The organism is Bradyrhizobium sp. B097, from assembly GCF_038957035.1.
GTDB lineage: Bacteria > Pseudomonadota > Alphaproteobacteria > Rhizobiales > Xanthobacteraceae > Bradyrhizobium.
Map to the genome: position 1 here is coordinate 805,928 of NZ_CP152412.1, position 20,623 is coordinate 826,550.

Annotated in this window: 17 protein-coding genes; 13 read left to right on the plus strand and 4 right to left on the minus strand. The window is 62.6% G+C overall.

What is annotated here, in order from left to right:
• Position 1: 1 nt before the first annotated feature.
• The gene (gene hpxZ / locus AAFG07_RS03735) at positions 2–394 is read left to right on the plus strand and encodes an oxalurate catabolism protein HpxZ (RefSeq protein WP_342726071.1); all 393 of its coding nucleotides are present in this window, start codon (positions 2–4) and stop codon (positions 392–394) included.
• 29 nt (positions 395–423) lie between these two features.
• The gene (locus AAFG07_RS03740; RefSeq protein ID WP_342726072.1) at positions 424–1,161 is read left to right on the plus strand and encodes a GntR family transcriptional regulator; all 738 of its coding nucleotides are present in this window, start codon (positions 424–426) and stop codon (positions 1,159–1,161) included.
• A gap of 164 nt (positions 1,162–1,325) precedes the next feature.
• On the opposite strand, the gene atzF is transcribed toward AAFG07_RS03740, so the two are convergent.
• Positions 1,326–3,065 (minus strand): allophanate hydrolase, encoded by a 1,740-nt coding sequence (gene atzF, locus AAFG07_RS03745; protein WP_342726073.1) that lies wholly within the window; start codon positions 3,063–3,065, stop codon positions 1,326–1,328.
• Between the two features lie 284 nt (positions 3,066–3,349).
• A complete protein-coding gene (locus AAFG07_RS03750; RefSeq protein ID WP_342726074.1) occupies positions 3,350–3,880 on the minus strand; it encodes a MarR family winged helix-turn-helix transcriptional regulator in 531 nt (176 codons plus the stop codon).
• Between the two features lie 155 nt (positions 3,881–4,035).
• On the opposite strand from AAFG07_RS03750, the gene AAFG07_RS03755 reads away from it, so the two are divergent.
• Positions 4,036–5,898 carry a feruloyl-CoA synthase gene (locus AAFG07_RS03755; protein ID WP_342726075.1) on the plus strand — a complete coding sequence of 621 codons (1,863 nt, stop codon included), beginning with the start codon at positions 4,036–4,038 and terminating at the stop codon, positions 5,896–5,898.
• Positions 5,899–6,406: 508 nt separating this feature from the next.
• On the opposite strand, the gene AAFG07_RS03760 is transcribed toward AAFG07_RS03755, so the two are convergent.
• Positions 6,407–6,931, minus strand: coding sequence for a MarR family winged helix-turn-helix transcriptional regulator (locus AAFG07_RS03760; RefSeq protein WP_029082941.1), 525 nt, complete (start codon positions 6,929–6,931; stop codon positions 6,407–6,409).
• A gap of 82 nt (positions 6,932–7,013) precedes the next feature.
• Here AAFG07_RS03760 and AAFG07_RS03765 point away from each other — a divergent pair, with 82 nt between their 5' ends.
• The 10 genes from AAFG07_RS03765 (at position 7,014) to AAFG07_RS03810 (ending at position 18,553) form a co-directional block, all read left to right on the plus strand.
• A complete protein-coding gene (locus AAFG07_RS03765; RefSeq protein ID WP_342726076.1) occupies positions 7,014–8,216 on the plus strand; it encodes a cytochrome P450 in 1,203 nt (400 codons plus the stop codon).
• Between the two features lie 54 nt (positions 8,217–8,270).
• The gene (locus AAFG07_RS03770) at positions 8,271–9,497 is read left to right on the plus strand and encodes an ABC transporter substrate-binding protein (RefSeq protein ID WP_342726077.1); all 1,227 of its coding nucleotides are present in this window, start codon (positions 8,271–8,273) and stop codon (positions 9,495–9,497) included.
• Positions 9,498–9,931: 434 nt separating this feature from the next.
• A complete protein-coding gene (locus tag AAFG07_RS03775) occupies positions 9,932–11,131 on the plus strand; it encodes a site-specific integrase (protein WP_342726078.1) in 1,200 nt (399 codons plus the stop codon).
• 211 nt (positions 11,132–11,342) lie between these two features.
• Complete coding sequence (locus AAFG07_RS03780) at positions 11,343–11,585, plus strand: hypothetical protein (protein WP_342726079.1); 243 nt, start codon at positions 11,343–11,345, stop codon at positions 11,583–11,585.
• A 142-nt stretch (positions 11,586–11,727) separates the two neighbouring features.
• Positions 11,728–14,067, plus strand: coding sequence for a phage/plasmid primase, P4 family (locus AAFG07_RS03785; RefSeq protein ID WP_342726080.1), 2,340 nt, complete (start codon positions 11,728–11,730; stop codon positions 14,065–14,067).
• A 264-nt stretch (positions 14,068–14,331) separates the two neighbouring features.
• Positions 14,332–14,721, plus strand: coding sequence for a hypothetical protein (locus AAFG07_RS03790; protein WP_342726081.1), 390 nt, complete (start codon positions 14,332–14,334; stop codon positions 14,719–14,721).
• Positions 14,722–15,008: 287 nt separating this feature from the next.
• A complete protein-coding gene (locus AAFG07_RS03795) occupies positions 15,009–16,442 on the plus strand; it encodes a hypothetical protein (RefSeq protein WP_342726082.1) in 1,434 nt (477 codons plus the stop codon).
• A 155-nt stretch (positions 16,443–16,597) separates the two neighbouring features.
• Complete coding sequence (locus AAFG07_RS03800; RefSeq protein WP_342726083.1) at positions 16,598–17,527, plus strand: hypothetical protein; 930 nt, start codon at positions 16,598–16,600, stop codon at positions 17,525–17,527.
• The gene (locus tag AAFG07_RS03805; protein ID WP_342726084.1) at positions 17,524–17,730 is read left to right on the plus strand and encodes a hypothetical protein; all 207 of its coding nucleotides are present in this window, start codon (positions 17,524–17,526) and stop codon (positions 17,728–17,730) included. The genes AAFG07_RS03800 and AAFG07_RS03805 overlap by 4 nt, the downstream gene beginning before the upstream one ends.
• Positions 17,723–18,553, plus strand: a complete 831-nt coding sequence (locus tag AAFG07_RS03810) for a hypothetical protein (RefSeq protein WP_342726085.1) — start codon at positions 17,723–17,725, stop codon at positions 18,551–18,553. The genes AAFG07_RS03805 and AAFG07_RS03810 overlap by 8 nt, the downstream gene beginning before the upstream one ends.
• A 125-nt stretch (positions 18,554–18,678) precedes the next feature.
• On the opposite strand, the gene AAFG07_RS03815 is transcribed toward AAFG07_RS03810, so the two are convergent.
• Positions 18,679–20,469 (minus strand): adenylate/guanylate cyclase domain-containing protein, encoded by a 1,791-nt coding sequence (locus AAFG07_RS03815; protein ID WP_342726086.1) that lies wholly within the window; start codon positions 20,467–20,469, stop codon positions 18,679–18,681.
• Positions 20,470–20,623 lie beyond the last annotated feature (154 nt).

Here is a 20,623-nt window from a genome sequence, read left to right on the forward strand (position 1 = left end):
CATGGAAATTGATCTGCCCGACGTGCTCGCCGAGGTCACCGCGCAGTTCGAGCGCTACGAGAAGGCGCTGGTCTCGAACGATGTCGGCGTGCTCGACGAATTGTTCCGCAACGACAGTCGGACGCTGCGCTATGGCATCGGCGAGAACCTTTATGGCTATGCCGAGATCGCGGCGTTTCGTGCCGGGCGGCCGGCGGCCGGGCTGATGCGCAAGATCGACCGCACCGTGATCACGACCTATGGCCGCGATACCGCAATCGCCTCGACGCTGTTCTATCGGAACAGCGCACCCGGGCGGGTGGGGCGGCAGATGCAGACATGGATTCGCTTCGCTGAGGGCTGGAGAATCGTCGCCGCCCATGTCAGCGTCATTGACGAGCCCAAGGGGGTTTGAGCAAGGGTGATTGAAAGGGCGTTTCAGCCATGAGCCTGGACGATCTTCCGACCCGCGCGCCGCAGCCGCAGGGCACCGAGCCGGAGCCGCTGGTGCGGCGTGTCGATCGCGCGTCGTCGCTGGTCGACAAGACCACCCGCGCCGAGGAACTCCGGCTGCAGCTCGCCGACGAGATCGTGCGCGGCACGCTGCCGCCGGGCGCCGGGCTCGATGAAACCGATCTGGCACGCCGCTTCAAGGTCTCGCGCACGCCGGTGCGCGAGGCGTTGCGGCAGCTCGCCGCCAGCGGCCTGATCGACGCGCGCGCGCATCGCGGTGCCGTGGTGGCGCGGCCCTCGCTCGAGCGGCTCACCGGCATGTTCGAGGCGATGGCTGAGCTCGAGGCGATGTGCGCCGGCCTTGCCGCCGAGCGGATGACGGCGGCGGAACGTCACGCGCTGGAGGCGGTCCATGAGGAGCTGCGGGTATTGAGCTACACCGGCAATCCCGAGCGCTTCCACGAGGTCAATGAGCGCTTTCATAATGCGATCTATGCCGGCTCGCAGAACGCCTATATTGCCGAGATCACCCTGGCGACGCGGGTGCGCGTGCAGCCGTTCCGCCGCGCCCAGTTCCGCAACCTCGGGCGGCTGGCAAAATCCCACGCCGAGCACGACCGCGTCGTCGAAGCCATCCTGCGCGGCGACAAGCCAGGTGCGGCTGCCGCGATGCGCGCCCATATCGAGCAGGTGCGCGGGGAATACGAGACCTACGCGGTGTCGGTGTAGGGCGCGCAGCTCTCGTCATTCCGGGGCGCCGCAAAGCGGCGAGCCCGGAATCCATTCATCCGCGTTTGACGTAGATGACTGATTACGGGCTCTTCCTGCGACCGTCACCGAAGTGAAATGGATTCCGGGCTCGCGCTGCGCGCGCCCCGGAATGACGAAGGCTGCTACGCCTTCGCGCGCTCCGCCATGAACGCCCGCCAGCCGCCATAGGCCGAGATATCCTTCGCGCCGGCGATCGCGGCGGGCTCGACGATGAAGCCCTTGGCCTGCCGTCCGTCGGCCAGCCGGAGCGTGCCGATCGCCATTGGCGGCGGAATCGCGGCGACGAATTTTCCGAACGCGGCCGGCGACATCGCCCACAGCTCGAGCTTGATCGCATGACCAGCACCCGCCTCGATGCGCAGCATGCCGGGTTTCGGTGGCGTGGTGTCGAGCGCGTAGAGCTTGTAGTCCGCCGCGGTGACCGTCTCTTCCAGCAGGCGCGCATCGAGCGTGGTCAGTTCGTGGTTCAGCGCCATGCCGGAGAGATGCGCGCCGACCACCGCGATCGTGATCTCGTCGGCGCCGGCCCGCGCCGGGGCTGCGGCCAGCGGCGGCTGCGGCACCGCCTTGGCGCCGACGGCAAGTCCGGTGTCGGCGTGGAAGGCGCGGCCGATGCTGGCAAGCGCGGCGTCGTGGCCGGCCGGAGCGAGCAGCGTGATGCCGAACGGCGCGCCGTCAGGCCGCATCGCTGCCGGCAGCGCTAGGCCGCACAGATCGAGCAGGTTGACGAAATTGGTGTAGGTGCCGAGCCGCGAGTTGAGCTCGATCGGGTTGGCCAGCACGTCAGCGGTGGAATAGACCGTAGGCGCAGTCGGCAGCACGATCGCATCGCACTGCGCGAAGGTGCGCGCGGCAACGCGGCGCAGCGCCTGCAGGCGGTAGAGTGCGGAGAAGGTATCGGCCGCGGTGGGCCGCGCGCCGCCGATCGTGATCTCGCGTGTCACCGGGTGGATCGCGTCCGGCGACGACGCCAGGAGGTCGCGGATCACGAGATAGCGTTCGGCGACCCAGGGGCCCTCATAGAGCAGCCGCGCGGTCTCGTAGAACGGCTCGAGATCGAATTCGACCAGTTCGGCGCCGAGCGCCTGCCAGCGCTTGCAGGCTTCGCCATAGGCCTTCTCGGCTTCGCGATCGCCGAAGAAGATCAATTGACCGCTCTTGGGAATGCCGAGCTTGAGCTTGGCCGGAAACGCCGCGAGCGGTGCCAGCGGCCGGTCGCGCGAGAACGGATCGGCGTCATCCGGCCCGGCCATCACGGCAAGCGCCGCCAGCGCATCGTCGACGGTGAGCGAGAACACCGAGATGCAGTCGAGCGTGCGGCAGGCCGGCACCAGCCCCGCGTTGGAGATCAGCCCGAGGCTCGGCTTGAGCCCGACGATGTTGTTGAGCATCGCCGGCACGCGGCCGCTGCCCGCGGTGTCGGTGCCGAGCGACAGCGGTACGAGACCCGCTGACACCGCGACCGCGGAGCCCGAGCTCGATCCGCCCGGCACGAGATCGCCGCGCACCGGATTTTTTGGAATGCCGTAGGGCGAGCGCACGCCGACCAGGCCGGTGGCGAACTGGTCGAGATTGGTCTTGCCGATGATGATGGCGCCGGCCGCGCGCAGTTTTGCCGCGGCGGTGGAATCCTGCGCGGGCAGGTAGGAGAAGGCGGGGCAGGCAGCAGTGGTCGGCAGCCCCGCGACGTCGATATTGTCCTTCACCGCGACCGGCACGCCGTAAAGCGGCAGCGTCGGGTCTGCGAGCCGCGCGGCCTCGGCGAGCGCATCCTGCTCGTCGCGCAGGCTGATGAAGATGGCGGGGTCATTGTGCTCGCGGATGCGCTGGTAGCTGCGCGCCACCGTTTGTGCCGACGTCATGGTTCCCGCGCGGTGTGCAGCAACGATCGCGGCGACAGTTTCAGTCACGTGGTTGGCCCGTGTGTTGAGCGGCGAGGCATCGGAAGCCCGTCGCGAGGGAATTGCAGCCTGATCGAAGCAAGCAATGTGCCATTGTGTACAATTTACCTGCGCCCGCGGCGTGACGGATTATTGCACAATATCAGTTGCTTGAAATGCTCACCGAGAGCTGAAGCAATCTCGCCAGCGAGCTCACCTGCTCAATTTTCAGGCAGGCCCGATCAAGCCAAAATGCGACCGGTCGGTCAGGTGAAGCAGGCGAGGATCTGCAATAACCGTTCGCGGTTTTCCTTGCCGATCTTGTCGGCGACATGCCGCTCGTGCTCGGCGGCAAGCCGCCTGAACCGGGCCAGCGCGGTCTTGCCGCGGGCGGTCAAATGCAGCGCGTGGGAGCGGCGGTCGGTGGCGGAAGGAATCCGGATGACGAAGGCGCGTTCTTCCAGGCTGTCGAGCAGATGCACCAGCCGTGCGCGCTCGATCCCGAGCCGCTTTGCGACCGCCATCTGGCTGAGGCCCGGATTGGCCCCGATCACGGTCATGACCGAATATTGGGTCGGGCGGATGTCGACCGCCGCCAGCGTCTTGATGAAGTCCTGAAAGATCCAGAGCTGGAAGCGCCGCACCGCATAGCCGGCGTGGCCGACCAGCGCGTCGAGGCCGATGTCGTCGCCAGTGTCACCACCTTGCGTCCGGCCATTCGCCGTGCGCGCCTGGGGGCGGCGGATTGCCGCTCTCGTTCCTGCCGCCTTGCGCGATGTCTGTTGCCTGCTCGCCATCCTCCAAGGCTAGCGCGCCTGAGGCGGGAGGGAAAGATTGTTGTTGACGACAACAATTGATGTCCGCAACATTATGACCAAAGAGCCCGGCCGGGACTGCGCCGCCGCACCATGTTGCAGCGCGATCCTGATAAGATGCGGGCGAGGAGGAAACCATGACGACGGCCGTCGCCAGCGGAGACGATCCGCACCGCCTGTTCGCCACGCCCGCGATCGTTGCCGTCAGCCGCCCCGACGGCAGCATCCTGGTCCGCTCCATTACGCCGTTGAAGCCAAGCGCCCGCTGCGTCGGCGACTGGCTGGAGCATTGGGCGCAGCAGGCGCCGGACCGCATCTTCCTGGCGGAGCGCGCCAGCGCCGAGGCGCCCTGGAGCACCGTCAGCTATCGCGACGCGCTCGGAATCGTGCGGCGGGCCGCATCGTGGATCCTGGCGCAAGGGCTGAACACCGAGCGGCCGCTCGTTATCCTCGCCGACAACGGCATCAATCACGGGCTGTTCGCGCTCGCCGCCCAGCATGTCGGCGTGCCCTCGGCCGCGATCTCGCCGGCCTATTCCTTGATGTCGAAGGATTTCGACAAGCTGAAGAGCATGATCGCGCTGCTCGATCCCGGGGCGATCTATGTCACAGGCACAAAGCCGTTCGCGGCGGCGCTCGCCGCAATCGCGCCGCTGCATCGGGCGACCATCGTCAGCGGCAATCCCGATGATGCCGGGGCGCTGCCCTTCCGCACTGTCGCGGCGACGCCTGAATCACTAGAGGTCGCAACGGCCTTTGCGGCGGTGACGCCCGACACGATCGCGAAATTCCTGTTCACCTCGGGATCAACGGGCACGCCGAAAGCCGTGATCAACACCCAGCGCATGTTGACCTCGAGCCAGCAGGCCAAGGCGCAGACCTGGACGTTTCTTGAGCGGCCCGGCGAGGAGCTGATCATATTGGATTGGCTGCCCTGGAGCCACACCTTCGGCGCCAACCACAATTTCAATCTGGTGCTGCGCAACGGCGGCACGCTCTATATCGACGGCGGCAAGCCGGCGCCCGGCCTGTTCGCAACCTCGCTCGCCAATCTGCGCAGCGTGGTGCCGACGGTGTATTTCAACGTGCCGCGCGGCTTCGACATGCTGATTGCTGCACTGCGCACCGATGACGAGTTGCGCCGCAAGTTCTTCGCGGGCACCAAATTCGCCTTCTATGCCGGCGCGGCGCTGCCGCAGAATTTGTGGGACGCGTTGGAGGAATTGTCGCTGCAAACGGTCGGCCGCCGCCTGCCGATGGTGTCGGCCTGGGGATCGACCGAGACCTCGCCGCTGGCGACCGATTGTCACTTCCTGGCAAAGCGCTCCGGCAATATCGGCGTGCCGATCCCCGGCACCGAGCTCAAGCTCGTGCCCTCGGGCGACAAGCTCGAGGTCCGCGTGCGCGGGCCCAATGTCACGCCAGGCTATTGGAAGGCGCCCGAACTCACCCGAGAGGCCTTCGATGACGAGGGCTTTTACAAGATTGGCGACGCCGTCACCTTTGCCGATCCCGCACGGCCCGATCTCGGCCTGTTCTTCGATGGCCGCGTGGCCGAGGACTTCAAGCTCAATTCCGGCACCTGGGTCAGCGTCGGCACCTTGCGCGTCGCCGGCATCGCGGCGCTGGCGCCGCTCGCGCAGGATATCGTCGTCACCGGCCATGGACGCGACGAGGTGCGCTTCCTGGTGTTCCCGAACCTCGCCGCCTGCCGTTCGCTCGCAGGGCTGCCCGAGAGCGCCGGTGCGCAGGAGGTGATCGGCCATCCGGCGGTCCGTTCCGCGATCGGGCAGGGGCTGGCACGGCTGAAGGCGCAAGGCGGCCATTCCTCCGGCCACGCCACCCGTGCGCTGCTGCTCGCCGAGCCCGCTTCGGTCGACGGCGGGGAGATCACCGACAAGGGCTACATCAACCAGCGCGCCGTGCTGACGCGTCGCGCCGCGGCGGTGGCGGTCCTGGAGGACGACGCCTCGTCCGAGTGGATCGCCTGCACGGGGTGAAGTCATGGGAGAATTGGCTGCGTACGTCGCATCCCAGCGTCCCGTTGCTCGGTGCTTCGACGTGAGGAACGCACCAGCGGATGGGTTCCCTCCCCCCTTGCGGGGGAGGGTTAGGGAGAGGGGTACCGCACGGCGTGCTCTCAATGTGTACTTCGACGACACGGGCCCCGGCGTTGCGAAAGCGACGTTCGCGCCGATCATCTCGCCCGTGGCCACCCCTCTCCCCAACCCTCCCCCGCAAGGGGGGAGGGAGCCTGAGCGACGTGCTCACCTGACCTGATGGCGGCGTCACATCGCTCCACTTGCGACCCGACGACGCAGCGCATCACGTATTTTTAGTTGCTATGGCAACTAAGCTGTGCGAGTTTCCGCTCCAATCGGGACAGGGCCGGTCAACGGCCACGCTTTTGGGAGGACGATGTTGCGCAGCAGCGCGCGAACAGCACGCATGGACAACCGGGCGAATATCGCGGTGGCGCAGGGCGCCGCCCGCGCTGCCGCCGCGCGGTCAGGTCGTGCTTTGCCCGGTCACGGCGCCGAGATTCTCGTGCAGCCGGCGCAGCAGATCGATCAGCACCTCGCGCTCGTCCTTTTTCAGGCAAGACAGCAGCCGCCGCTCGCGCTCCAGCGCCGCGACGATGACCTTGTCGTGGATGGCGCGGCCGCGCGCGGTCAGGGTGATCGAATGGGTGCGGCCGTCGTCGGGCGCGGTGCGGATCGTCAGCAGGCCGCGCTTCTGCAGCGCCGCAAGGTTGCGGCTGACCGGTCCCTTGTCGAAGCCGATCACCTGGCAGATCCGGGACGCGGGAATCCCGGGCTCGATCGCCAGTTGCGAGATGATCCGCCACTCGGTGACGTTGACGCCGAAATTCTTCTGGTAAAATGCGGTGGCGCTGTTCGACAGCTTGTTGCCGATGAAGGTGATGAATGCCGGCACATAGCGATTGAGGTCCAGCAGCGGGCCATCGGTGGCATCTGCGGGATCGGCCGGTCTCGGCCGGCGGGGCTTTCGGGGGAGGGGCTGGCTGCTCATTTCTCAAATCATCGCTGCGAAACTGTTCGGGAGCAATAGACATGCGGCCCATGTTGACAAGATCAAACCTCGGGAGGTCCCGATGACTGCAACAGAAGGTGCGTCCGTCCCGCATCTCGACGTCGATCCGTTCGCGCTCGAGTTCTTCGCCGACCCGTTCCCGACCCATGAGCGGCTGCGCGAGGCCGGACCGGTGGTCTATCTCGACAAGTGGAATGTCTATGGCGTGGCGCGCTATGCCGAGGTCCATGCGGTCCTGAACGATCCCTTGACGTTCTGCTCCAGCCGCGGCGTCGGCTTGAGCGACTTCTCCAGGGAGAAGCCCTGGCGGCCGCCGAGCCTGATCCTCGAGGCCGACCCGCCGGCGCATACCCGCACTCGGACTGTGCTGAGCTCGGTGCTGTCGGCGACCGTGATGAAGCAGCTGCGCGGGCGATTTGCCGCCGCGGCCGAGGCCCGCGTCGATGCGCTGCTGGAGAAGCGTCGCTTCGACGCGATCGAGGACCTCGCGGAAGCCTATCCGCTGTCGATCTTCCCGGATGCGCTGGGCTTGCGGCCGGAGGGCCGCGAGCATCTGCTGCCTTACGCCAGCCTGGTGTTCAACGCCTTCGGGCCGCCGAACGAGCTGCGCAAGCAGGCGATCGAGCGCTCCGCGCCGCACCAGAGCTACATCGCCGAGCAGTGTCAGCGCGACAATCTCACCCCAGGCGGCATCGGCGCCTGCATCCACGCCCATGTCGATAGCGGTGCCATTACCGCGACCGAGGCGCCGCTCCTGGTGCGCTCGCTGCTATCGGCCGGTCTCGACACGACCGTCAACGGCATCGGCGCCGCCGTCTACTGCCTCGCCCGCTTCCCCGACCAGTTCCAGAAGCTGCGCGGCGATCCGACGCTGGCGCGCAACGCGTTCGAGGAAGCCGTGCGGTTCGAGAGTCCGGTCCAGACTTTCTTCCGCACCACGACCCGCGACGTCGAGCTCAGCGGGGCCAGCATCCCCGAAGGCGAGAAGGTGCTGATGTTCCTGGCTGCGGCCAATCGTGATCCGCGCCGCTGGGAAGCGCCTGATAGCTACGACATCACGCGTCGTACGTCGGGCCATGTCGGCTACGGCTCGGGCATTCACATGTGTGTCGGCCAGCTCGTCGCCCGCCTCGAAGGCGAAGTGATGATGGCGGCGCTGGCGCGTCGTGTCGGCAGGATCGAAATATCAGGCGAGCCAAAGCGCCTTTTCAACAACACGCTGCGCGGGCTGAGCAGCCTGCCGGTCGAGATCACGCCGGCCTGACGAGAAGCTTGGCACCGGCAAAAGGTTGCTTGCGGAAACATGGGAGCGGATACGATGAGGGGCTTTGGGGTTGGGCGATTGAGGATTGGACTTGCGCTGGCATTGGCCTGCGCCGCGGGCAGCGCACGCGCGGAGATTTCCGGCGAAGTCGTGCGTGTCGGCGTGCTCAACGACATTTCCGGCATCTTCCAGGACACCAACGGTATGGGCTCGGTGGAAGCCGCGCGCATGGCGGCGGAGGATTTCAACGGCGGCGGCAAGGGCATCAAGGTCGAGATCGTCTATGCCGATCACCAGAACAAGGCCGACGTGGGATCTGCGATCGCGCGCAAATGGCTCGATGTCGAAGGCGTCGACGCCATCGTCGACGTGCCGAACTCGGCGGTCGGGCTCGCCATCAACACCGTGCTGCGCGACTCGCGGATGACGTTCCTGGCGTCGTCGACCGCGAGCTCCGATCTCACCGGCAAGGCCTGCTCGCCCAACACCATTCAATGGGTCAACGACGCCTGGGCGACCGGCAACACCACGGCGGCCGCGATGATGCAGCGTGGCGGCAAGGACTGGTATTTTGTGACCGTCGACTATGCGCTCGGCAAAGGCATTGAAGCTGAAGCGACGAACTACATCGAGAAGCACGGCGGCAAGGTGCTGGGATCGAGCAAGCATCCGCTCGGCACCTCCGACTTCGCCTCCTTCCTGCTGCAGGCGCAGAATTCCAAGGCCAAGGTGATCGGCCTCGCCAATGCCGGCGGCGACACCATCAACGCGGTGAAGCAGGCGGCCGAGTTCGGCATCCAGGAGGGCGGCCAGACCATGGTGGCGTTCCTGCTGTTCGTCAACGACGTCCACGGCATGGGCCTGAAGGTCGCGCAGGGCCTGCAGTTGCTCGAGGCCTTCTACTGGGACATGAACGACGATACCCGCGCGTTCGCAAAGCGCTTTGCCGCGCGACCTGGTATGAACGGCAAGATGCCGAGCGGCAACCAGGCCGGCGTCTATGCCTCGACGCTCGCCTATCTCAACGCCGTCGCCGCCACCGGCAGCGACGACGCCAAGGTCGTGGTGCCGCAGATGAAGACCTTCAAGGGCAAGGACAAACTGTTCGGCGACACCACGATCCGCCAGGACGGCCGCGTCATCCACCCGATGTATCTGTTCGAGGTGAAGAAGCCGGAGGAGTCGAAATACCCCTACGATTATTACAAGCTGATCGCGACCATCCCGGCCGAGCAGGCATTCCGGCCGATCGCCGATGGCGGATGCGCGCTGGTGAAGTGAGGTTTGCTAGTGAAGTAAGATATTCGCCGCGCGCGCATCCTCCCCTGGAGGGGGAGGATCGGTTCGCATGAAATGCGAACCGAGGTGGGGTGAAAGTCCCCCCAGTCGAGCAGTGCCCGTGTTGAGAGATCACCCCACCCCGGATCGCACGTCGCTTCGCTCGCTGCGATCCGACCCTCCCCCTCCAGGGGAGGGTGAGAGGGCTGTCTGCGCGGAGCGACCGCAACCCCTCACCCGGATCGCATTGCGCTTCGCTTCATGCAATCCGGCCTCTCCCACAAGGGGAGAATTCACAGTCTATAGCAGGCTACAAGAGTCTACACGCGTTCATTAGATCATTGTAATTGCTGATATTATATCTACTCGGCTATAATTGAGTCCATGCCCGTCTACCCCCATCGTGAGGACACTTCGGGGGACACCCAGGGGATTTCATGGCTCGCCGTACACGCTCTGCATCTCTCGAAAACCGCACCAATCGCCTGAAGCTCGCCCCGCGCAAGAAGCCGTACACCGCGCTGATCGCGCCCGGCATCTTTCTCGCGTATCGCCGCAACGCTGGCCCCGGCACGTGGTCGGTGAAGTGCAACGGGTGGCTGAAGCGGTTCGCACTTGCCGATGATCACGAGGACGCGAACGGCAACAGCGTGATGACCTATTGGCAAGCGTTGGAGCATGCCAAGAAGCTGGCGCGTGCTGGTGAAGGCAACACCGAACAGCCGATCAGCGTCGCCGAAGCGGTCGACAGCTATGAGGCCGATCTCGAAACGCGCGACGGCAGCAAATACAACGCCAGTGGGGTCCGTCGCCATCTGGGTACTTTGGCGAACAAGACCGTCGCACTGCTGACCGAACGCGAACTGCGTGACTGGCGCGCCGGTCTGATCAAGAAGGGTTTGAAGGCTTCCAGCGCTGACCGCATCGCCCGTTCGTTCAAGGCGGCACTGGCGCTCGCAGCGCGGAATGACAAGCGCATCGGCAACGCCGCTGCGTGGAAAAACGGACTGAAGAAGCTGCCCGACAGCGAAGTCGCGCGCAACGTCATCTTGCCGGATCAAATCGTGGCTGCGCTGGTTCGCGGCTCCTACGAGGTGAGCCACGACTATGGCGTGACAATTGATGTTCTTGCAGAGACGGGCGCCCGTGAAAGCCAAGCGCTAAGGTTGCGCGTTGCTGATTTGGAAGATCGCGATCCTGCCGCACCCAAGCTCGTGATGCCGAGCAGCCGCAAGGGCAAGAGCCGCAGGATTGAACAACGGCCGCTGGCAATATCGCCCCGGTTAGCAAAGCAGTTGCGGCGGCGAGCGAACGGCAAGGCTCCGCACGAGCGGTTGCTCGATCGTATTCCGAAGCTGTCGGGCCGATTTCATCCCATTGCAAAGCGGCTCGACCTTGGCGCGGAGGTCACGCCGTATGCACTGCGACATTCGTCGATCGTGCGGCAATTGCTGGCACGAGTGCCAACGCGCGTCGTTGCTGCACACCATGACACGTCGGTCGCGATGATCGAGAAGAACTACTCGCGGTACATCATCGGTGATCTGAGCGAGGCAATGACGCGTGCTGCATTGCTCGATCTGCAATTGGTGCAGCCCCTCACAGGAAATCCTACGGTTGAGCGGCTGGCATCGTGATCCCGTAGCCGCGGCTTTGGATGCCGGTGAGTTGCTGTTTGCGTGCTCTTCGCGTGACGTTTGCAATTCCGGTCGCTACAGCCGAGTTATCCAATGCCGTCGCTAGACTTACCCAATGCCAAAACAGACTTATCCAACGCTACCATCTTCACAAAGCGCGACAAACGCCGCTCACTGCTTCGACACATGCCAATGAGTACGGAGAGAAAGAATGGCACGTTTCGAAGCGAACGGCAGCAAGCCGATCCGTCCCAATAAGTCGATTGATCCCGACGCCTATAGCATTGACGAGTTTTGCGCGCGGCACCGCATCAGCCGCCCCCTGTTTTACAAAATGAAGCAGCAGGGCTTGATGCCCGTTACGTTCAACGTCGGCACGCGTGTGCTGATCTCGCGCGAGGCCGCCGCGGTGTGGCGTCGCGCACGTGAGCATGCGGTGCAGGCGCCGAGTTAGGCTACCAATCTTCAGCAAACTGGGCGGCTGACACGGGCAGCCGCAAATCAACACATCCCCAACAAAGCAAGCAACACCCCTAGGGCCTCGCCGAAGGCCACTAGGGGAACGGATGCTTGTGACCTCTGGAAAGATACACATCATGAGCAATAGCACACACAACGACCACAGCGCAAAATGTCCTTTCGAGGAATACGCGAAGCTTGCCGCCGCGGAGACCGCGGACGTTGCTTATCGCGATCTGTTCGAACGTGATGAGTGGGTGCCGAAGCTCGGCACCCCTGGTGCCATCGCGCTTGGCTACGCCATGCGCGATTGGAACACGGTCCCCATTCCCCATTGTCAGAAGAAGCCGATCGGGAATGACTGGCAGCACCGCGTCATCACCGGCAGCAAGATCGAACGGTTCTTCGGCGACAAACCGCAGAACATCGGTGTGCAACTCGGCCTGAAGTCGGGCGGCTTGACCGATATCGACCTGGATTGCCCTGAAGCCACCGTGATCGCGCGCGCAGTGCTGCCGAAGACGGGTGCGATGTTCGGCCGTCAATCGAAGCGTGACAGCCACCACTTGTATTACACGTCGTTGGCGTCGGAGCTCGATCAGGCTGCGTTGCAGTTCAAGGACCCTAACAGCAAGAGCATGCTGTTGGAAGTCCGCATCGGCGGCGGTGACAAGGGTGCCCAGACCGTCTTTCCTGGCTCGGTGCATGAGAGTGGCGAGCCGATCAATTGGGAGGAGGACGATGAGCCCGCGCAAGTCAGCGATGATGAGTTGTTGCGGCAAGCGAAGCTGCTGGCGGCGCTTTGCTTGCTTGCCCGCTATTGGCCGACGAACGGCGGCCGTCACGACGCCGCCCTGACTGTTGGCGGTTTTCTGGCGCGGTGCGGCTTCGGCTTGCCGCGCGTCAAGCTGTGTGCCGAGTGGATCGCGCGCGCGGCGAACGACGAAGAATGGCATGATCGCGTTCGCGCCGCCCATGATGCAGCAATCGCCCATCAGAAGGGCGAACGCACGCGTGGCTATCCGGCGTTGAAGGATCAGTTCGGCGAGAAGGTCGCCGGTAAGATCGCCGAATGGCTCGACTTCAACGAAACCGGCTCGCAGCGCGATGATGTGTATCCCGACGCGATCCGTAACAATCGAACGATGCCGCGCGCCGGTTCCGCGAGCGTGTCCAACGACATTGTGACGGAGGACAGTGCCGCGCAGGAATTCATTGACCTGCACGGCGAAAGCTTGCGCTACTGCCATACCCGTGGCTCGTGGTTTTACTGGAACGGTGTCTGCTGGAAGCAGGACGGTACCGGTCGTGCGTTTGACTATGCTCGCAAGTTGTCGCGCCGTCTTTCGGAAGACCAGGACGAACGCAAGCGGTATATCACCAACAAAACCAGCTTTTCTGCTGGCGTTGAGCGTTTCTCGAAGCACGATCAGAATGTCGCGGTGACCAGCGAATACTGGGATCGCGATCCTTGGTTGCTGGGTACACCTGGCGGCACCGTCGATCTGCGTACCGGCAAGTTGCGTCCTAGTGCGCCTGAGGACGGCGTTACGAAGGTCACAGCCGTGACGCCCGCCAACAGCGGCTGCCCGCTCTGGCTTAAATTCTTGAAGGAGGCGACGAACGCCGATGATGGATTGATCCGCTTCTTGCAGCAGTGGTGCGGTTACGCATTGACCGGCGTTACGTCGGAGCATGCCCTCTTGTTCGTTTGCGGTCCTGGCGGCAACGGCAAGAGCGTGTACCTGAACACCACGTCGCATATCTTGCTTGACTACGCCACCGTCTCGGCGATGGAGACCTTCACGGCATCGAACAATGACAGGCATCCGACTGACCTCGCGATGTTGCACGGTGCGCGCTTGGTTACGGCATCGGAGACGGAGGCGGGTCGTGCCTGGGCTGAAGCCCGCATCAAGCAGATGACGGGCGGCGATCCCATCACCGCGCGCTTCATGCGGCGCGACTTCTTCACCTACGTGCCGCAGTTCAAGTTGACCATCATCGGTAATCATAAGCCGACCCTGACCAACGTCGATGAAGCTGCGCGTCGCCGGTTCAATATCGTGCCGTTCATCCATAAGCCCTCCACGCCCGACCGCCAGCTTCCCGAAAAGCTGCTGGCTGAAGCGCCGGGCATCTTGCAGTGGATGATCGAAGGTTGCCTTGATTGGCAGAAGAATGGACTGGTTCGCCCGAGCTGCGTGATCGAAGCGACCGAGGAGTACTTCAGCGATCAAGAAGTTTTTCCGCGCTGGTTAGAGGAAGAGTGCATCACTGGCGGCACGGTTTCCGAGGCCAGCAGCGTGCTTTACCGTTCATGGTCCGAGTACGCGCGTTCGGTCGGCGCGAAGCCAGGCACGCAGGCTGACTTCAAGGAGAGCATGCGGAAGGCGGGCTTTGCCTACCGCAAGCGCAACAATGTGCGCGAGTTTTGCAGCATTGCCTTGAAGCCGGCCGACGGCGCTGATGCGTGAAGTGTAGCTGAGTGGCAGGCGTGGCAAGCGTGACGGCTTTCTCTCATTACCACTACTACGCGCGCGTGGGGTCGATAAATGGAACAGGCTGTCACGGTTGTCCCGACTGTCACTCAACTCGCTGGGGCAGTTCGGCGGGTCCTTTCTGGCCCTCCGCCAATGCGGGTCGCGCTTGCGCGCGACACGCAACTAGGGCGTGCGAACTCCAAGGGTGTTGATATTAACGCGACCGCGCTCAAGCGGTCAGTGGAGATAACACGAGGTATGTTGACGTTGGACCGCAATCGCTTGATCGATCTTCACTTGCAAATGCTTGCGGAACTCGGATGGACACCGCCATCCGGTGACGTGATTGATGAGATTGCAAATGGCGGCCTGCTGACCGTGATGCAGGCGGCGACCGTTTGCGAAGTGTCCGATGAGACAATCCGCCGATGGAATGCAGATGCCGCTCGCAGGGGGCAGTCGCTCGGTAAAAAGGGCGCGACCTGGTTGATCGGCCGGGCGCGGCTGCTCGACTACGTTGAGAAGTATCAGGGTGGGCTGCCCGCGCGCGTGAAAGCTCAGAACAGGCTTCGGGAATTCTGGCCGAGATGGTCAGAGCCATCAGAGGACCGGCTTGGTTTGGAGAGCCGCCGAGCAAAGGCCCTGTGATTTTGCGCCGGTCGGATGTCCAAGCGGCGAGAACCCGGACGGCCAATGGGATAGGAAATCCTCGCTGGATTTGTTTCGGGCGTCATGAAAGTTGCTATTTAGGATCGCTTCACATAAGTTTCGCATCCTTGGGGTGAGGCAACGGACCGATCCTCATGGTGCAATCGTCCCGGCTTACTTTGGGAATGGCGGTATGGCCTAGTGCCCTGCCGTCACCCAGGGAGCCGGAATAGGCGAAGGGCCGCACGTCTTCGTCGACGGCGGCCCACTTCGACTTTTGGTATAATATGCTTCTCACCATACAATTTCCGCTAGCGGACTTGCGCCCTTTTCTGCTTGGCCCAAACCGCCGTCTCCCAAAGCCTGCTTGGCCCAATGCTCATCCCGGAGGTGAGTTCGTCCGTGGGATCGGCGGAATTGATTTTCGCCGTTTGGGCGGACTGCAGGGGTGGGTCGGCGAAGGCACGCACTGTCTCGCAACCAATCTCGTTTCGCTGGGCGATCTTCCCCAGCCACGGCTCTTGAATGAGGACGAGGTCCCTCCCGGAATTGTAACAACGCGGGTGAAGTTTCGAAGACTTTTCGCTGACGGAGTTGCGCTCGCGAAGTTCGAGTTGGGAATTGCGGCAGGCGGATATCTGCAAACGCGGGACTGGGGCTTATCGTACGATTTTGCAGGGCTGGTAACTGAAGTTGGTAAATTGCAGTGCCGCGTACCGGGTAGCGCAGCGGGGCCTTTGCTATTCTCTGGCAAGCCCTTGGCGACAAGATACGCTGAATGCAGCACCAAACGAGCAATCGATACGCAGGTCTTTGCCAAAGAAAGTCCGGATGAGGCGGGGCTCGTCGTGCCTGGCGACCCGCTGATCTTCATCGATTGTTCTAGTCAGAAGTTTGTTCTGCCGAAAGGCTTCCGTTCTGTCGTGATGCCCGGCAACTTCGACTTCCAAGTTTTCTTCGGGCTCCATCAACAAGGCGCGCTTCGCGTTCCAGTCTGGATACTTTTGCGCAATAAGCAAAGTGATGGGGCGCGGCATCTAAGAATTTTCTTGCAAAGAATGCATGCAGAGAAGGAAGTTCTGAGGGCTGTCCTTGATCGTATCGCTTCCGGTAAAATCGGCGCCTCCGCATCTGAAACACTGCAAAGATACCTTCTAGAAAGCACGCGCCGCATCAATCATTTGGAAGGTAGAGCCGACAAGAAGGCAGTAGATGGCATCGGTACGTTAGCCGCATCCTGTCTTCAATACGTTCAGCCAGGCTGGCTCGATACGCTTATGCAGCGCCTTGATGTGCTGAACGTTAGGCCAAACGTAAAGCGGAATGTAGCGGCACGCATTAGGCGAAATGACTTAATGCAGTTCGTCATTATCGACCAGAGCCAACACGACCACAGGAGAGGCATTTTCATGGGTGACGTTTTCTCAAATATTCAGAACTCGACGATCGTCAACAGATCGACGGTTGAGAGCGCATTCAATAAGACGAAATCAGAAAGCGGCGAGGAAACCGCGTCGATCCTCCTGAAGGTTGCTGAGTTCGTTGCCAAGTCAGGCAACAAGGAGGCGGGCGAATTGCTCGATCAGTTCAACGAGGAGCTAAGCAAGCCTCAGCCAAGGAAATCTCTGCTGAAGAGATCGTGGGACGGCCTTCTCGCGGCCTTGCCCACGATTACAACCGTCGCCGGAGCCGCAACAGCGATCGCTAAGTTGTTCACGTAGCGCGGCCTGATGTCCGGTGAAGCGATCTAGCTTAAATGTGGAACATACCACAAATTTCTGCGCTAGAAATGGGGACCCCCACGCGCACAATCTACGCAAGTGAGGTCTCCGCAGACTAGATTGCCTGAATGCGAAATCCATTCAGAAAGACCCAAGTGCAGAAGCTCGAACCCATCATCGCCGCGCTGACGAAGCGCGGCGAACAGCTCGTCGCCATGCGCGTCGCGGCCCAGGCGACCCTCGACAAGGCAACGAAGGCTCGTCAAGAGGCGCTGTTGTCGGGCGACCTCAGCGATCAGCGCGCCTTGGAGAACTTGCAGACTGCCGTGAACACGGCAGCGTCGTCTGTTGCGGGCTTGGACGATGCACTCGCTGTCCTCGACCAGGACAAGGCGGAGGCAGAAGTCCAACTCGCTGCGGCACTCGAAAGCGCCAAGCGCACGGCGGCGGCGGACAAGCTGGCTAAGCAGGTTGCTGCGATCGAGGCGGCGTTGCCGGGCTATCTTGAACAGTCCCGCATCCTCGCTGGCGCCTTGGCCGAGATCGGTCACTGGCATGTCGAGAGCGGCCAGATCGCTGGCTTTGTGCAGAACGTCATGGGGCAGACCGAAGTCGCCGCCAACTTCGCGTTGGTGGAACTGGCGGCGATGCCCGGCGCGATCCGCCAGGGGCGGCAGGTGATCCCCGGAGAGCCCCCGCCTGTGCCGGTCGCTGCGGCGATCGACCCGACGCCCGAAACGCAGACTGTCTTCATGCTGCGCAGCGCGCATTATCGCGACTATGACGGTCGCAAGCGGTTCGCGGGCCAGTGGGAGGATGCGATCATGCCGCTGGCGACCGCACAGCGCGCATTGCGCGAGCGTGTTGCGGTTCCCGTGACCGATCCGCGTCGTGCGGAACTGCGTGGTATGCGAGGAGGTGACTTCAATCCAACCGCGCCTGATGTCGTCGATCTCGATGCGATCGACGAGTATCAGAATGCGCCGCTCACTGAGCCCGATCCGGTGTTGCGCGCGGCGAATTTCACCGAGATCGACCGCAGCGACGAAGCGCGCTCGATCCAGATTGAGGTGCCGCGGACATGAAGTCAGCGCCCCCAGGTTGGCAGCCGCACCAGGTCGAAACACGCATCGATGGGTGGGTTGTCGATCCTAACGACGAAGCCCGTATCCCGGCCGCCGTGGCAGAGATGATCGCGCGCGCCATGCCGCAGCCGGGCAACGGCGTTGTCGCGAGTATCCGCGCGCGCATGCTGGCGCGGCACAAGAAGGTGCTTGGTTATGTCTGACGATGTTCCGGCTGAGGTAGGACCAGCGACCTTCCTCGCCAAGACGGAGGCCGCTGTCGAGGTCGGGCTGGTGGCCGATCACGACAGCGGTCTCGATGTGGAAGCCGATGACTACGATCGGTTGCTCGCGTCGCTCGGCCGCACATACGATGAAGACGAGCGGATCGCTGTCCATGAAGCTGGGCACGCGGTCTGCGCGCGTCTGCTGGGCCATGAAGTCGGTGGAGTGACTGTGAACCCGGACCCGGTCCGTGGTTCCGAAGGGCTGTGCTGGGGTGTAGAGCACGAGGAGGCGTTCGCGGAAGGTCGCGGAGGTGCCTCCGACGTTCGGGACGCGCTTAGCGCGATCATGCCGCACGCGGGCGACGATCGCCGACCCGTGGCCGATGTTTTCAGCAGCGTCTACACTCAGTGCATCGAGTTTATGGCCGGTCGAGCGGCGGAGCGCATGCTGCTCGATGGCGAACCCGCTACGCCTGTTGACGACCTGTGCCAGGCGCGTGAACTGGCATCGTTGATTTGCACCAGTGACGAGGCGATTGATGTATTCATCGCGCACTGTGACTTAGTCGCGCGCGATTTGCTGATGCCTTACGGCGATGTTGTGATGGTGTTGTCAACAGTTCTGCGTATCAAGCGCACGCTGGATGGTGCGGAGATTGATCAGATCATCTCGGATGTCGAAGCGCGAAAGGCGTTGGCGATTGAGCGTTTTCGTCGGGCCGAGTGGTGGAAGCGCGAGTTGGCGGCGAGCCGCTTTCGTGCCGAATGTGGTTACCTCGATGGAGCGGTTGCCACGTCCAGCCGAGGTCAAGTACCGTAGATCGCAATGCGTTGCGATCGGATGGCGCGGCGGACGTACCCCGCCTGACGATCACGAATGGCCCCGACGTGCAATGTCGTCGGGGTCATTGTTTTAGGGTGCAATAGTTCCCACGCGGATGTCGTCTAGCCTTCAGGCACCCCGGCCATGCGCAAGCCTTGATGCATGCGCTCACGTTTGGCGAGGTAGTTTGGGTTATCAGACTGCGCGCCATCGCGGAAGCGCCGAAGCGTAAAACTTGGAACAAGCGCAAGTCCTAGCCTTGCGGCGGCTCTCGCCTCGTCAAGTGAACCGAGCAACGCTAGTGCAGCGGCGAGTCCAAAATGTGTGAGAGCATGGTTTCGGTTGGCCTCGATGCTACGGAGAAGCCATCGGACTGCTTCAGCATCAGAGCCAAGCTGCAACTTGGCGAAGCCGACTGTCATGAACCATCGATGGGCGAAGGTATCGCGAGGAGAAAGGCGAAACGCTTCGTTCATATGCGCCTCGGTCTCCGCCCCGTGCCCCATAAAATATTTCGCAGTGCCGATTTGCGCGTGGGCTTCAGCCACATTGCGATCCAGAGCCAATGCTCTCGCGCATTCATCTATGCCCTGAGCCGCCCGCTTCGTGGCAATCAACACGGCTCCCAGCACCAAATGGGCAACGGCGTGGCTTGGTGCGACGGAGAGCGCTTTTGATACTTTTGTCTCGGCTGCCGACAGAAGGGAGGCCCGTTCGTCACTCAAGAAGGAGGAACCAGATATCAGATCGGCACCGGCCATCCAGATCACCGCCTCGACATTCCTAGGATCAAGGGCCGATGCCCGTTCAAAAAAGCCGCGAGCCTGAGCCACGTATTCCGGCGTCCAGCCCTTGTAAAGCAAAGCCTTTCCTTGGAAGTACAAGTCCATCGAATTGGGATGCGCAGCTTGTTCTGATCGCCTCGCCTCTTGCTCAGTGAGCTGTGCGTCGAGCGTGTTGGCGAGCCGCGACACGATCTCGTCCTGCATGTCGAACAGATCGGCGGTGGGCTTGTCAAAACGATCGGCCCAGATGTGCGCGCCGGTCTCCACGTCGACAAGCTGGACGTTTACGCGAAGTCGATTGCCACTACGCTGCACCGATCCTTCAAGCGCGTACCGCACGTTCAACTCGCGACCGACTTGTCTGAGATCAAGTGCCTTGCCCTTGTAAGTGAATGCGGTATGTCGACCAATCACGAACGAGCCGCCGATGCGCGACAGGTCTGTGGTCAAACTCTCGGTTACGCCATCAACGAAGTAGTCTTGCTCCGGATCACCGCTCATGTTGCCAAATGGCAGCACAACGATTGAAAGACGAGGCGGCGAAGACGAGGTCCTTGCGCTGCCATACGAGGTCACTGCGCCGGACGAACAATCCGCAGTAACCGCATAGACGCGAACCGTGCGTGCAATGTTCTTGAGAGACTGCTCGCCCAAGTCAACAAACTCGGCTGCAACCTTGCCTTGGAGGTGATCGTAGACAGCAGACGAGATGCAGATACCGCCTGGCTCTGAGATGCTTTCAAGACGCGCCGCAATATTGACGCCGTCCCCGAAGATGTCGTGGGGCTCGACGATTACGTCACCGATATTGATCCCAACGCGGAAAGCAATGCGCTTCTCTTCCGCATCGACAGCGGTAAGTTCCTTGGTGCTGGCTTGGAATTGAATAGCAGCTCGCATCGCTTCGACAGCGCTCGGAAACTCCGCCAAGAACCCGTCACCGGTATTCTTCACGATGCGGCCGCCGTGATCGGCAATAGCGGGCTCGACCGCAGTCGTTAGGAGCGCCATCAGTTTGGAGTGCGTGACCTCTTCGTCGCTATGCATGAGACGTGAGTAGCCCGCCACATCGGCGGCCAGTATCGCCGCCAACCTGCGCTCCACCCGATTTGGTCGCTCTTCCGCCATGGCTGCAAGCCAACCCTAAGATCACTCTACCGCAAGTCGGAGCCGAGTGCCAAACGAGCATTGACGGGTGCCATCAGCGAAAGAGCGAAACGGCCGCGAACCGCTTTCGCGCGGAATATGATTACCTCGATGGGGGCGGTTGTCACATACAGCT

What these genes read in the sequence shown, in the direction of transcription:
- AAFG07_RS03760 (WP_029082941.1), bottom strand. Translation starts at nt 6,931, where the DNA reads ATGAGCAGCCAGCCCCTCCCCCGAAAGCCCCGCCGGCCGAGACCGGCC.
- AAFG07_RS03810 (WP_342726085.1), top strand. Translation starts at nt 17,723, where the DNA reads ATGTCTGACGATGTTCCGGCTGAGGTAGGACCAGCGACCTTCCTCGCC.
- AAFG07_RS03785 (WP_342726080.1), top strand. Translation starts at nt 11,728, where the DNA reads ATGAGCAATAGCACACACAACGACCACAGCGCAAAATGTCCTTTCGAG.
- AAFG07_RS03805 (WP_342726084.1), top strand. Translation starts at nt 17,524, where the DNA reads ATGAAGTCAGCGCCCCCAGGTTGGCAGCCGCACCAGGTCGAAACACGC.
- AAFG07_RS03740 (WP_342726072.1), top strand. Translation starts at nt 424, where the DNA reads ATGAGCCTGGACGATCTTCCGACCCGCGCGCCGCAGCCGCAGGGCACC.
- AAFG07_RS03770 (WP_342726077.1), top strand. Translation starts at nt 8,271, where the DNA reads ATGAGGGGCTTTGGGGTTGGGCGATTGAGGATTGGACTTGCGCTGGCA.
- AAFG07_RS03780 (WP_342726079.1), top strand. Translation starts at nt 11,343, where the DNA reads ATGGCACGTTTCGAAGCGAACGGCAGCAAGCCGATCCGTCCCAATAAG.
- AAFG07_RS03750 (WP_342726074.1), bottom strand. Translation starts at nt 3,880, where the DNA reads ATGGCGAGCAGGCAACAGACATCGCGCAAGGCGGCAGGAACGAGAGCG.
- AAFG07_RS03755 (WP_342726075.1), top strand. Translation starts at nt 4,036, where the DNA reads ATGACGACGGCCGTCGCCAGCGGAGACGATCCGCACCGCCTGTTCGCC.
- AAFG07_RS03815 (WP_342726086.1), bottom strand. Translation starts at nt 20,469, where the DNA reads ATGGCGGAAGAGCGACCAAATCGGGTGGAGCGCAGGTTGGCGGCGATA.
- AAFG07_RS03775 (WP_342726078.1), top strand. Translation starts at nt 9,932, where the DNA reads ATGGCTCGCCGTACACGCTCTGCATCTCTCGAAAACCGCACCAATCGC.
- AAFG07_RS03795 (WP_342726082.1), top strand. Translation starts at nt 15,009, where the DNA reads ATGCTTCTCACCATACAATTTCCGCTAGCGGACTTGCGCCCTTTTCTG.
- hpxZ (WP_342726071.1), top strand. Translation starts at nt 2, where the DNA reads ATGGAAATTGATCTGCCCGACGTGCTCGCCGAGGTCACCGCGCAGTTC.
- AAFG07_RS03765 (WP_342726076.1), top strand. Translation starts at nt 7,014, where the DNA reads ATGACTGCAACAGAAGGTGCGTCCGTCCCGCATCTCGACGTCGATCCG.
- atzF (WP_342726073.1), bottom strand. Translation starts at nt 3,065, where the DNA reads ATGACGTCGGCACAAACGGTGGCGCGCAGCTACCAGCGCATCCGCGAG.
- AAFG07_RS03790 (WP_342726081.1), top strand. Translation starts at nt 14,332, where the DNA reads ATGTTGACGTTGGACCGCAATCGCTTGATCGATCTTCACTTGCAAATG.